This window comes from Streptomyces sp. NPDC020747, assembly GCF_044334695.1.
In the GTDB taxonomy this organism is placed as follows: Bacteria; Actinomycetota; Actinomycetes; order Streptomycetales; family Streptomycetaceae; genus Streptomyces.
In genome coordinates this window covers 299,935-312,856 of sequence record NZ_JBIRTJ010000006.1, presented here as the reverse complement: position 1 = coordinate 312,856, position 12,922 = coordinate 299,935, and the positions used below count along the sequence as shown (strand labels likewise).

Sequence of the window (12,922 nt, the reverse complement as noted above, 5' to 3'; positions counted from 1 at the left end):
GCCTCGAACCTCCTTGTGTTCCTGGGTCGTTGGCCCTGCCCTGTGCGTGCGGCCCTGTGTGCGAAAGGAGTATGTCATGCGCATTTCAGGGGTATGCTGCGACACATCATGAAATACAGGTATGCATGCCTCGTGCTCGCGACCGCCGTGATCCTGCCGGTCACCTGCGTGCCCGCCGTCGCAGCGGGAACCGACGACCCGGGTACGACGCTGCTGCCGCCACTGCCGCTGCGCCTCGGCGAGGACAACCCGTGCACCGGGGCCTCGGAGGAGACGGCCACCGGCGCCGCGTGGTCCCAGGCGACGCTCGGGCTGACCCGGGCCCAGCGGATCTCCCGGGGCGCCGGGGTGACCGTCGCGGTGGTCGACACCGGTGTCTCGCCCGACGTGCCCAGCCTGTCCGGGCGGGTGACGGCCCTCGACGGGGCCGACGAGGACTGCGTGGGACACGGCACCTTCGCCGCCGGACTCATCGCCGCCGCACCCGAGAAGGGCAGCGGTATCACCGGGGTCGCCCCCGAGGCCGAGATCGTCGCCCTGCGGGGGACCGACGACCGCGGTGAGCCCTCGCCGCAGCGCGTCGCCCTCGGCATCCGCACGGCGGCGGACGAGGGTGCGCAGGTCGTCTACGTCGGCCACGCCCTGCGCACCGGAAAGGCGGAGCTGGCCTCCGCCGTCGCCTACGCCGCGGAGCGTGACGCGCTCGTGGTCGCCCCCGCCGCGCCGGACGCGGTGCCCCGGGAGGAGCTCGGGCCCGGCGACGAGATGCCGGTGGGACCGTACTGGCCCGCCGCCGCGCCGGGAGTGCTGGCCGTCGTGGACTTCGGGCCCAGCGGCCTGCGGCAGAAGAACGGTCCGCCCGCCCACGAACCGGACCTCTCGGCGCCCGGCAGCTCCATGGTCAGCGTCGGGCCGAAGGGGGCCGGTCACTACATCGGCTCCGGCGCCTCGCTGGCCGCCGCCGGTACCGCCGGGGCGGCCGCGCTCGTACGGGCGTACCGGCCCGAGTGGACCGCGGCGGAGGTGTCCCGGCAGCTGCTCACGACGGCGTATCCGTCGGACACGCCCCGGCTCGATCCGTACGCCGCGCTGTCCCTCGCGCCGGGGCGGGAGAAGACGGCGGAGGAGGGGTACGCGAAGGGCGTGTCCGCGCGCCTTCCGGAGCCGGCCGACTCCGGGCCCCGGAACCGGGCGCTGGCCATCGCCGGTGCGGGGCTCGCGGTGATCCTGCTGGTCGGCGCCCTCGCGGCCGTGCTCCCGCGCGGCCGTGCCAGAAACTGGCTGCCGCCGGGCCGCTGAGCACTCGGCCGTAAGCACGGTGACGGGGGCCCGGGCCGGTGGAGACTGGTCGCGCCCCGAGAGGGCCGTGTGTGGCGCAGCCCCGCGGCCCTCTCGGGGCGCGGCACCGCACCGGGCCTCGTCAGGGCCGATCAGGCCCCCAACAGGCAAGCTGTGGGGCATCAGTTGTCGTCCTCCAGTCGTGCCGTCTGGATCTGGAGGGTCTTGCGGCGGGCTATGCGTACCGCGCGGCCGGGGATCAGGTCGCGGCCCTTCACGCTGCCGAAGAGATAGCCCTCGCTCGGGGGACAGGACATCAGCAGGCCGGGGGTGTTGATCTCCTGGAGCCTGCGCAGCAGCGACTCGTTGAGGCCGCGCCCGGCGCCCGCGGAGGAGCGGGCCACGATCATGTGCAGGCCGATCTCGTGGCCGAGCGCGAGATGGTCGAGCAGCGGGGCGAACGGCTGGGCCATGGAACTGCTGCCGACCATGTCGTAGTCGTCGACCAGGATGAACAGCCGCGGCCCCTGCCACCAGTCGCACAGCCGCATCCGGGAGGGGGCGATGTCCTCCCCGGGCGCCCGCTGCTTGACCGCCCTGGCGGCCCCGTCGACGAGTTCCCGCAGCATGTCCAGCGAGACGGCGTTGCCGAGCCGGTACGCCTCGGGAACGCTCTCCACCAGTTCCCGCCGGTAGTCCACCGTCATGATGCGGGCCTCGGCGGGGGTGTACCGCTCGGTGATGCCCCGGGCGATCAGCTTCAGCAGGTTGGTCTTGCCGCACTCGGTGTCGCCCACCACGATCATGTGCGGGTTCTCGGTGAAGTCGTGCCAGACCGGGGCGAGTTCGTTCTCGTCCAGGCCGAGGGCGATCCGCAGCCCGATGTCGCCCTCCGGCGCGGGCAGTTCGGCGACGGGCAGGCTGGTCGGCAGCATCCGTACCCGGGGCGCGGCCGGACCCGTCCAGTTCTCGCCGATCGCGGCGACGAGACCGGCGACACCGTCGGCGAGGTCGTCGGCGTCCTCGACCCCGTCTACGCGCGGCAGCGCCGCCAGATAGTGCAGCTTGTCGCCGGTCAGGCCCCGGCCGGGGCTGCGCGGGATCGTCGCCGCCTTGCGGGAGTCGATCTGGGAGTCCATCGAGTCGCCCATCCTCAACTCCAGCCGGGTGCCGGTCTGGTCGCGCACGGCGGACGACAGCTCCACCCAGCGGGCCGTGGTGATCACCAGGTGGACGCCGTAGTTGAGGCCGCGGGCGGCGAGCGCGTTGAAGGTGGGGATGTGCCGGTCGAAGTCCTGCCGCACGGTGGACCAGCCGTCGATGACCAGGAAGACGTCGCCGTGCGGCTCGTCGGCGAACTCGCCCGCCGCACGCCGCTTGCGGTACGTGGGCATGGAGTCGATGCCGTGCTCCAGGAAGAACCGCTCCCGTCTGCTGAGGACCGTGTTGACCTCGGCGATCACCCGGCCCACCCGCTCGGTGTCCACGCGGGCCGCCACCCCGCTCACATGGGGCAGTTCGTCGAGGGCGGCGAGCGTGCCGCCGCCGAAGTCCAGGCAGTAGAACTGCACTTCGCGTGGCGTGTGGGTGAGCGCGAGCGCGGTGACGAGGGTCCGCAGCAGCGTGCTCTTGCCGCTCTGCGGGCCGCCGGCGATGGCCACATGGCCGCCGGCTCCCGAGAGATCCACCGTCAGCAGATCGCGGAGCTGGTCGAACGGCCGGTCCACGATGCCCACCGGCACGGTGAGCCGGCCCCGCAACGGCCAGTCCGCCGTGGTGAGGCCGTACCGCGGATCGGGGGTCAGCGGAGGCAGGATCTGGTCCAGAGTGGCCGGCATGCCGAGCGGCGGCAGCCAGACCTGGTGCGCGGGCGGGCCCGAGTGCCGCAGCCGGTCGAGCGCCACCGACAGCAGCGTCTCGCCGCTCTCCTCGTCGGCACCCTCCGCCTCCGGCTCCTCCTCGCCGCCCTCGCCCGTCAGGTCCGGGTCCGCGAGCGCGCGCGGCACCACCCACTCCGCCGTCCACGGCACCACCTGCCGTGCCACCTGCGCCTGGACGACGGCCCGGCGACGCTCGTACGGGCCCGACACGTACGCGGCACGGAAGCGGGTCAGCGCGTCGACACCGCTCTTGAGGAAACCGGCGCCAGGCTGGGCGGGCAGTTCGTAGGCGTCCGGCACGCCCAGCACACCGCGGCTCTCCATCGCGGAGAACGTACGCAGCCCGATCCGGTACGACAGATGGCTCTCCAGCTGGTGCATGCGGCCCTCGTCGAGGCGCTGCGAGGCGAGCAGCAGATGCACGCCCAGCGACCGCCCGAGCCGCCCGATCATCACGAACAGCTCCATGAAGTCCCGGTGCGCGGACAGCAGTTCGCTGAACTCGTCGACCACGACGAACAGGCTGGGCAGCGGCTGCAACGGCACCCCGGAGGCCCGAGCTTTCTCGTACTCCAGGGCGGAGGTGTAGTTGCCGGCGGAGCGCAACAGCTCCTGGCGGCGGATCAGTTCGCCGTGCAGGGCGTCCTGCATCCGGGCGACCAGCGACACCTCGTCGGCGAGGTTGGTGATGACCGCGGAGGTGTGGGGCAGCTCGTCGAGGCCGAGGAAGGTCGCGCCGCCCTTGAAGTCGACGAGGATGAAGTTCAGCGTCTCGGAGGAGTTGGTCAGCGCGAGGCTCAGCACCAGGGTGCGCAGCAGTTCGCTCTTGCCGGAGCCGGTGGCCCCGATGAGCATGCCGTGCGGGCCCGTGCCGCCCTGCGCGGACTCCTTGATGTCCAGCTCCACGGGCCTGCCCTCACCGCTGACCGCGATGGGCACCCGGAGCCGGGCACTGCCGGTGTACCGGTCCCACAGGGTGGCCGGCTCGTGCCGGTGCAGGTCGGGGATGTTCAACAGGGCGGTCAGCTCGACGTCGTTGGAGAACGGCTTGGAGTCGTCGCCGCCCATGGTCATCCGGTAGGGCGCGAGCAGCCGCGCGAGCGCCAGCGCTCCCACCGGGCCCAGGCGGTCGGGCCTGCCGAGGACCGTCGACTGCTCCTTGCGGTCGCGGTCGGTGCGCACCAGCGCGACGCTGTCCTCGTCCACCTCAAGACGCAGGGTGGTGCGGCCCGGCTTCCAGGCCAGGGCTCCCGAGAGGTCGAGCACCACCGCGTTGCGGAACCCGTGCCCGTCGAAGCGGTGGCCCGCCGGAACGGTGCAGCCGTCGATCACGATGACGGTGTACGGCTCCTCGCGGCCCGGTGCCGCGTCGGGGTCGGCGCCGGGGCGCTCGTGGAACTCGGCGCCGAGCAGGTTCTCCAGCTCGTTGAAGGCGGAGGTGATCATCCGGACCGGTCCGGCGCCGTCCTCCTCGTGCCGGTGGAGGCTGTGCGGGAGCCACTTGGCCCACTCCCAGTCGGCCCGCCGCTCGTCCGACACACACAGCGCGATCCACAGGTCGTCGGGGGAGTGGAAGACCGCCAACTGGGCGAGCAGGCCGCGCACCAGGCCGCGTATCCGCTCCTCGTCGCCGCGCAGGAGCACCTTCGACCAGGCCCGCAGATAGATCGCGATGGGCTGGTCGCGTACGGTCGAATAGGCCCGGGTGAAGCTGCGCAGGGCGTGCGCGGACAGCGGTTCGAGGTCCTCGACGGGCTTGGTCGACAGCGGGGTCAGCTTCATCGCGATGCGCTGGTCACCGACGCCCATCCGGACCTCCGCGAAGTCCTCGTCGGACGTCCGGCGCTCCCACAGCCGGGTGGTGCGCACGAAGGACGACAGCGCGTCGGGCTCGGGATGCCGCCAGGCGAGGGCGCGCTGCTGGTCGACGACGGTGGACCGCACCTTGCGCCGCGTCTGGCGCAGATAGCGCAGGTAGTCGCGCCGCTCGCCCTTCATCCGCTGCTTGCGCTCGGCGTTGCGCTTCATGACCTGGCCGACCATCATCGCCGCCGAGGCGATCACCATCATGCCGAGCGCGATATAGATGAATCCACCGCTGGCCTTGGCCATACCGGGCCGCATGAACATCAGCATCATGGAAACGGACATCAGCGCCATCGGCAAGTATGTCCATACCGCGGAACTGTCCGGCACGACCTCGGGAAGTGTCGGCGGTTCCTGAAGACTCAGGTCTCCCGACGGCAGTTCCGGACCTTTGCGGCGTGCCGGCCTGCGGAACAGGATCACGCTCAACGAATGGCCTCCTCGATGGTGTCGGAATAAAATCCGTATGACTTCCGTGGCAACAGTGCGGCGTAATCCGATGTTTACCGGAACCGGCAATGGCAGTCGGTTTCCGGTAGCAGCAGCCGGATTCCGGTAAGGGGTGTGGAAGTCGGCGCTGCGAAAGCGGGATACGTTGTGTCTTCGGGGAGTTGCGAAAAGGACCGGCTGCCGACAAACTCGTCCGGCACGTACCACGCCCGAATTGCTGTCACCCAGAAAGCGTGAACCCGAAGCCCATGACTGAAATTCATGCGGCAAGCCTGTGCCGCGTCACCGTGCGTGCTCCGGCCAGGACCGTCGACCTGGCTGTGCCCTCCGATGTCTCCGTCGCCGATCTGCTGCCCACAGTCATCGGGTACGGAGGTGACGACCTGGAGGAATCAGGCCTGGAGCACGGCGGTTGGGTGCTGCAACGTCTCGGCGGCCCACCGCTCGACCCCGAGAGTACCTTGGACTCCCTCGGCCTGCGCGACGGCGAGGCTCTTTTCCTCGGCCCCCGCAACGAGGCGCTCCCCGAGGTGCACCTCGACGACCTGGTGGACGGCATCTCCACCACCATGCGCCAACGGCCGCACAGTTGGAGCGCGGAGGCCGCCCGGCGGCTGCTGCACGGCATGGCCGTCGCCACCCTCACCCTGGGCATCGTGCTGCTGGCCCTGCCCGGCACGCCCGGCTGGCTGCGGGCCGTGGTGGCCGCGGCCGCCGGTCTGCTGCTGCTCGCCGGGGCGGGCTCCGCGACCCGTGCCGTGGGGGACTCCGGCGCGGGTTCGATGCTCGGCCTCATGGCGGCCCCCTACTTCGCGACGGCCGGATGGCTGCTGCCCGGCGGGGAGTTGGGTGGCGCCGAGGGCGACGCGGTGCTGGGCGCACGGCTGTTGGCGGCCTCCGCCGCGGGTGGCGGCGCCGCGGTGCTCGCGCTGGCCGCGGTCGGCATGTACCCGGCGCTGTTCCTCGGCACGGCCTCCGTCGCCGTGGCCGGGGCCCTCGGCGCCGCCCTGATCATCCTGGACCTGACGCCCGAGCAGGCGGCCGGCGTGGTCGCCGTCGTGGTGGTGCTGTTCGGCGGCTTCGTACCCTCGCTGTCGTTCCGGCTCTCCGGCATGCGGATGCCGCCGCTGCCCACCAACGTCCAGCAGTTGCAGGAGGGCATCGATCCGTACCAGGCCTCGGACGTCGAGGCCCGCGCGACGCTGGCGGACGGCTGGATGACCGCCTTCTACATCGCCATCGGGCTGATCTGTCTGCCCTGTCTGACGGCGCTCGTGGCCGACCCGGACCTGCCCGGAGTCCTCACCGTCGTGGCCCTGTCGCTGCTGTTGCTGCTGCACAGCAGGGGGTTGGGCAACGTCCTGCAGCGGGTCGCGCTGACCACGGCCGGGGCCTGGGGCACCGCGCTGCTGCTGCTCGAAGCGGCGGACGGCTTCGCCCCGCGGGACCGGCTCGTCCTGACGGCCGGTCTGCTGGCACTGGCGGCCGTGATCACGATCGCCTCGTGGACCGTGCCCGGGCGGCGGCTGGTGCCGTACTGGGGACGCGCCGCCGAGCTGCTGCACTCGCTCGCCGCCATCAGCATGCTGCCGCTGACGCTCTGGTCCATGGGCGTCTACGGCATGCTCCGCGGCATCAACGGCTGATCCGGGAGAACCGCACCGATGCACAGCAAACGCGACCAGGTACAGGCGCATCTCTTCGTCATGGGGAGACTGGCCTCGGCCATGCTGCGGGCCGATCCCGACGAACCCGAGAGCCCCCTGGGCAGAACCAACCGCGGCGCCGCGATAGGCGTGGTCATCGCCGTGCTGGTGTGCGCCGGCGCCTTCGTTTTCGGGCTCATCCGACCGGGCGGCAACGACTCCTGGCGTACGTCGCAGGACCTCATCGTCGACAAGCAGACGGGCGCCCGCTACCTGTATCTGGACGGCAGGCTGCGCCCCGTACGCAACTACGCGTCGGCCCAGTTGATGGCAGGCGGCGCCCTCGGTGTCACGACGGTGGGGACCTCCTCGCTCGCCGGCACACCGCACGGGGCGCCCGTCGGCATCCCGGACGGGCCCGAGGCGCTGCCCGCCACCGGTGACCTGGACAGCAAGCCGTGGCTGGTGTGTTCCGGCGTCCTGCCCAGGACCACGGGCGTCGTCACGGCCACCACCACGCTCGCCCTCGGCGCCGACGAGGCCCAGGACGTGCCGGGCGGACGGCAGTTGGGGAAGAGCGAGGGCCTGCTGGTCGCCGGGCCCGACGGCACCACGTATCTGCTGTGGCAGGGCAGCCGGCTGCGCCTGGACAAGCGGGCGAACGCCGCCGAGGCCCTGGGATACGGGGATGTCACCCCCCGGCCCGTCACGGCCGCGTTCCTCGACGCCTTCCCCCAGGGACCCGACCTGGCCCCGGCCGACGTGCCGGACAGAGGCGCGAACGGGCCCGCGCTCGCCGGCCGCGGCACCCGGATCGGACAGCTCTTCCGCGTCGACGTACCCGGCGCCGCGCCCCGCTACCACCTGCTGAGGAAGGAGGGGCTCGTCCCGCTCACGGCCACCGGCGCGGCTCTTCTGCTGGGCGATCCGGCGACCCGCGAGAAGGCGTACGGGGGATCCTCGGCGACCGTGGCGACCCTCGGGGCCGACGTGCTGACCGAGCACCTCGCCCCGCGGTCCGGGGACAGTGCGGTCGACTCGGCCCGGCTGCCCGCGAAGCCGCCGGAGGGGGTCGGGGTCGCGGCCGGCTCCGTCGCGTGCGCGGGCGTCGACTCCGCGACGGGGAGCGTACGGGTGGGCACGTCCGTGCTGCCGGAGAGCGCCCTGCCACAGGCCGTGCAGCCACCGGGCCCCGAGATCGTCCCGGGCTGTCTGAAGGTCGACGCCATCGCGGTACGTGCCGGAAAGGGCGCGCTGGTAAGGGTGTTGGGCGCGGGCGGCAGCGCGCTGGGCGACACCACGTACCTGGTGACGGACGAGGGCGTGAAGTACCGGCTGCTGTCCCAGGAGGGGCTCAAGGCGCTGGGATACGAAGGCGTGGAGGAGCGGACGATGCCCTCGCCGATGCTGGCCATGCTGCCGAGCGGCCCGGACCTCACCCCCGAGGCGGCGTCCTCGGGCGAGGCGCGCGTCACGCTGCGTTGTCCCAAGACCTAGTGGGCAATAGGGCGTAGCGGCCCGGCGGTGGATCTTCCGGAAAGGAAACTTCTGGATTCTCCGCGGTCACTCGGTGTTAAGTCCGCGTGTCCGGCGGCGACACCAGAACGGGGAGTTACGCCCGGTCTGTCCCTCTCGACCCACGCCAACGCTCAAGTGAGCGGCGTGAATTCACGGCCCTTGCTCAATCGAGCATTAAAGGGCCTTGAATCGGGCTCCCTTTCGGTTCGGCGGTCGATTGCCAAACAAGTTGCCGCCTGCTTAGCATCTGGCCACCCCGTGTCCCGGCGAGCCGGTTGATTGATCGCAGGGGCCACCTTGTCTGCCCACGGGGTGGTAGGGGCTCCACACGTCGGTGTTTGTCGCCGAAAGGAAATTCCCTCATGGTCATGCAGCAGTCCGAAGAACAGGCGACACGCGGCGGAATCAAGGCGCTGGAGCTGGCGTTCACCTCCATCCAGCGGACCCAGCAGGCCGTCCAGACCAACTCGGTGAATCTCAGCTCCAGTTACGGAGGTGAGGACGGCAAGAGGTTCAAGGACCTGCTGGCCGCGTGGGACGGGCACGTCGACACCATTCTGCTCAACCTGGACCGGATGGTCGACGAGCTCAACAACACCCTCATGGACCAGGGCCTGACGCAGGGTTCGTCGAGCGACGCGATCGATCAGGAGTACTCAAGGTCCACGGCAGTGTTCGACCAGCTCAACGGGTACAACACCGGCCCGAACGGGCAGGGCGGCACCAACCCCAACGCCTGACGGCCGGCGGGCGCCCCGTCAGCGCCCGCGCGTTCGTACGGCACAGCCCCGGGGAACACCGCTCGGCCGTCACGGTCTCGCCCACAGGCCGTCATCGCACACCCACCGCACTCGCGGCGAATCGAGGACTCCAATGGACTTCAGCGAAGGCTTCATCCACATCGACTACGGCGGCGCCGAGGTCGCGGTGGAGGAGATGCGCACCATCTCGGGGGACATCTACGCCGTCATCGATCAGCTGAACCAGGATCTGACCACGCTCCAGGCGAGCTGGGTCGGTGACGACAAGGACGTCTACACCAACGTCCAGGCGCAGTGGAACGGCGCGGTCGACAACATCAGGAACCTGCTCGGCAATCACTCCGTACTGCTGGAGGAGATCTCCGAGAACTACCGGAGGAACGAGCAGAGCCGCTCGCAGAGGTGGGGCGACGTCAGGATCGGCGGGAGCTGACCGCGCGGAACGGACCTTCTCCGCCCTCCCCGTGCACGACGGCACGGGGTCGAAGACGGCGGGGAACGGCAGGAGCACGACCGGGCGCCGTCGGCCTCAGCTGTTCCGGGCGCCGAGGACATCGCCCGGAACGGCCGAGGCCGACGGCGCCCGACGCTTGACCGCGGATCTCTACCGCGGATCTCTCACGTGACCGCAGATCTTTCAGGAGCCCTGTGCGCGGGACCGCCCCGGTCCACGGCGCCGACGGAAGGGAAACGACGTGGCCGACGTCACGGTCCTCGACAGCGAGTATCTGAAGAAGTTCATCCAAGAACACGTCGAGAAGTTCTCGGTGGCACTGGAAGCCATGCTCAAGCACAACGAGGTCACCGACGCCAAGCCCATCTCGTACATCTCCGACGGCCGGACGAACACCACGCTCAAGGTCACGAGCCCGCTCATCATCGGCCTCATGGCCGCCCCGCCGACCCCGGGCGGGACCGACGACCCGAACAAGGCGGGCGGGGCCGGCGGGGGCGAGCTGAACACGGTCATCCAGAAATCCGCGGGTGAGATCCTGCGGATATTCGAGGATCAGAAAGTGCTTTTCGAGGACATCAAGGAAGCACTGGAAGAAACCATCAAAGAGCTGGCCGAAAGCCAGGGGAAGAACCTGGAGAGCATCGCCGCGAATGAATTCCTGGACATCTTCGAGGACGTCGACAGCGATTTCGGAAACTCCGGCGAAAACTCCGGTGGGAGTGGCAGTGGCAGTGGCAGTGGCAGTGGCAGTGGCAGTGGTGGCGGAGAGGACTAGGGCGGCCTGAAGCAGAACCGGCAGCCCATTTTCGCAAACGATTTCGCGGAGTACGTCGATGGCCGAAACGAAAGACGTCACAGGAAACAACGACGACAACTGGAAAATAGCGGTCGACATGCTCACCGGCTACCAGCTTCCACCGCGGAACACGTTGTTCGACAGTCTGAAGGGGAACGAAGGAATCCCGCTGATGCATGTCCGGCTGGATCGTGTGGGCGGTTCGGACTACAAGCCCGGTTTCCTCACGAGGGGCGGCTGGAGAGTGCTCAACACCGACTACGTCATGCCGTTCTACCGCTCCGGCAGCGATGCGGAGGACTCGGACCAGGGGACGCTGCTCGACAAGTACCGGGCGCACATCACCTTCCTGGGCACCTTCGCCGACCACCGGGTGCCGAGCGGCGACGACGTGTTCGGCGGCGGCGAGCACACGAGCAAGCACCTGAAGAACAAGGGGGGCTGGAACAAGGAAGGGGAGGCCGTCAAGTGGGACAGCGCGCTCCTGTCCCAGTACGTCCACGGCTCCGTGGCCGCCCTCCGGCACCTGACCACGTACCCCTACAACACCCATGGGTTCACCAGCAACGGCCGGCCCGTGGGCGACGGCCTCTACGTCGACCTGGCCTCCTTCACCGAGGCGGCGAAGGCGTACGACCGGGTCGTCACGTTCTTCGACGAGAGTGCGGTCACCCTTGGGAAATGGGACACCGAGGACATCGGCGAGGGCAGTAAGTCCTGGGACGGTACCTCGGCGGCCATTTTCAAGCAGCTCATCCATAAACTGGCAAGAAACTATGAAGGGTACGCCGACCAGATAAACGGCGACGGCAAGAGCGGCGAAGGCGCCTACTCGACCATCGACGGAGTGTCCACGAGGTCCGAACCCGCGAGGGCCCTGGCCGCCGTCCAGACCGTGATATTCGAACAGGCGAAGGCTCTCCAGACCGCGTGGGAGATATGGAAGTCGGAGAGCAACCCGCAGCGCTGGCTGTACGACATGCTGGAAACAGCCAGATTCGACCTCGTGGGCAGTTACAACAAAGGTACCGACTTCCAGGTCGCGGGTTCGGGGCATGTATACAGAACCGTGGTCGTCGCGACGGCGACGTTCCGTAACGACATCGTGATCGAGGGCAAGTCCTATGGTTCGCCCAACGACATGGAGACGTGGAAGGCGATAGGCGCCGAGGCCGTCAGGCGGTGGGAACAGACCGCGCAGGACTGGCTCGCCGCGGCAGGTGCCGATGCCATTGTCGCCGTTGAGAACGCCTTCAGAGCGGCGGAGAAGGCATTTGACACCAGGATAACGGACAAGGACAAGCGGACTCTTTCCGAGATCTCGACAAAGGTGGAGAACCAGAAAGAGAAGAACGACGCCCAGAAGGACAAGGACGACGCCAAGGCGGCGGCGGACAAGGACAAGGCGGAGGCGCGGAAGGACAAGGACGAGGCCAAGGCCGCCGCGGACAAGGACAAGTTGGAAGCCAAGGCGGAGCGGGACAAGGACAGGGAGGAGGCGCGGAAGGACAAGGAGGAGGCCAAGGCGGAGCGGGACAAGGACAGGGAGGAGGCGCGGAAGGACAAGGAGGAGGCCAAGGCGGCGGCGGACAAGGACAGGGAGGAAGCGCGGAAGGACAAGGACGAGGCCAAGGCCGCGGCGGACAAGGACAGGGCTGAAGCCAAGGCGGACCAGGCCGCCGCGAAGGACGAGGCGAACAGGGAGAAGGCCGAGGCGAAGGCGGATCAGGCCGCCGCGAAGGCCGAGGCCGACAAGGAGAAAGCGGAAGCCAAGGCGGAACAGGCCGCGGCGAAGGACGAGGCGAACAGGGAGAAGGCCGAGGCCAAGGCGCAGAACGACCAGGACCGGGCCGAGGCGAAGCAACAGGCAGCCGCGCAGCAGGCGTTCGCCCTCACCCAGGCGAAGAAGCAGAAGGACGAAGCGGACGCGGAGAAGGCCGCGGCCAAGGAGGAGCAGGCCGCCGCGAAGGAGGAGGCGAAGAAGGAACAGGCCGCCGCGAAGGCGGAGGCGGACAGGGAGAAGGACGAAGCCAAGGCCGAGCAGGCCGCGGAGAAGGCCGAGGCGAAGAAGGAACAGGCCGACGCCAGGGCGGAGGCGGACGCGGAGAAGGCCGAGGCCAAGAAGGAGCAGGCCGAAGCCCAGGCCGAGGCGAAGCAGGAGCAGGCCGCCGCGAAGGCGGAGGCGGACGCGGAGAAGGCCGAGGCCAAGAAGGAGCAGGCCGAAGCCCAGGCCGAGGCGAAGCAGGAGCAGGCCGCCGCGAAGGCGGAGG

General features: G+C 69.6%; 8 protein-coding genes. 7 read left to right on the top strand and 1 reads right to left on the bottom strand.

All coding sequences use genetic code 11. The features are described from left to right. Positions 1 to 108: 108 nt before the first annotated feature. Positions 109 to 1,299 carry a S8 family serine peptidase gene (locus tag ACH4YP_RS18720; protein WP_398491228.1) on the top strand — a complete coding sequence of 397 codons (1,191 nt, stop codon included), beginning with the start codon at positions 109 to 111 and terminating at the stop codon, positions 1,297 to 1,299. 161 nt (positions 1,300 to 1,460) lie between these two features. Here ACH4YP_RS18720 and eccCa read toward each other — a convergent pair whose 3' ends face one another. Further along, a complete protein-coding gene (gene eccCa / locus ACH4YP_RS18715; RefSeq protein WP_398491407.1) occupies positions 1,461 to 5,447 on the bottom strand; it encodes a type VII secretion protein EccCa in 3,987 nt (1,328 codons plus the stop codon). A 275-nt stretch (positions 5,448 to 5,722) separates the two neighbouring features. Here eccCa and eccD point away from each other — a divergent pair, with 275 nt between their 5' ends. The 6 genes from eccD to ACH4YP_RS18685 all read left to right on the top strand — a co-directional run. Continuing rightward, on the top strand, positions 5,723 to 7,120 hold the full coding sequence (gene eccD, locus ACH4YP_RS18710) for a type VII secretion integral membrane protein EccD (RefSeq protein WP_398491227.1): 1,398 nt from the start codon (positions 5,723 to 5,725) through the stop codon (positions 7,118 to 7,120). Between the two features lie 18 nt (positions 7,121 to 7,138). Beyond that, on the top strand, positions 7,139 to 8,617 hold the full coding sequence (gene eccB, locus ACH4YP_RS18705; protein WP_361072428.1) for a type VII secretion protein EccB: 1,479 nt from the start codon (positions 7,139 to 7,141) through the stop codon (positions 8,615 to 8,617). 383 nt (positions 8,618 to 9,000) lie between these two features. Beyond that, on the top strand, positions 9,001 to 9,378 hold the full coding sequence (locus ACH4YP_RS18700) for a hypothetical protein (RefSeq protein ID WP_361072431.1): 378 nt from the start codon (positions 9,001 to 9,003) through the stop codon (positions 9,376 to 9,378). 133 nt (positions 9,379 to 9,511) lie between these two features. Further along, entirely contained in the window at positions 9,512 to 9,832 is a 321-nt protein-coding gene (locus tag ACH4YP_RS18695) for a WXG100 family type VII secretion target (RefSeq protein WP_361072434.1), read from the top strand. Positions 9,833 to 10,094: 262 nt separating this feature from the next. Further along, the gene (locus ACH4YP_RS18690; RefSeq protein WP_398491224.1) at positions 10,095 to 10,631 is read left to right on the top strand and encodes a type VII secretion system-associated protein; all 537 of its coding nucleotides are present in this window, start codon (positions 10,095 to 10,097) and stop codon (positions 10,629 to 10,631) included. Positions 10,632 to 10,689: 58 nt separating this feature from the next. Next, a partial coding sequence (locus ACH4YP_RS18685; RefSeq protein WP_398491222.1) for an AAWKG family protein occupies positions 10,690 to 12,922 on the top strand: 2,233 nt, incomplete at its 3' end.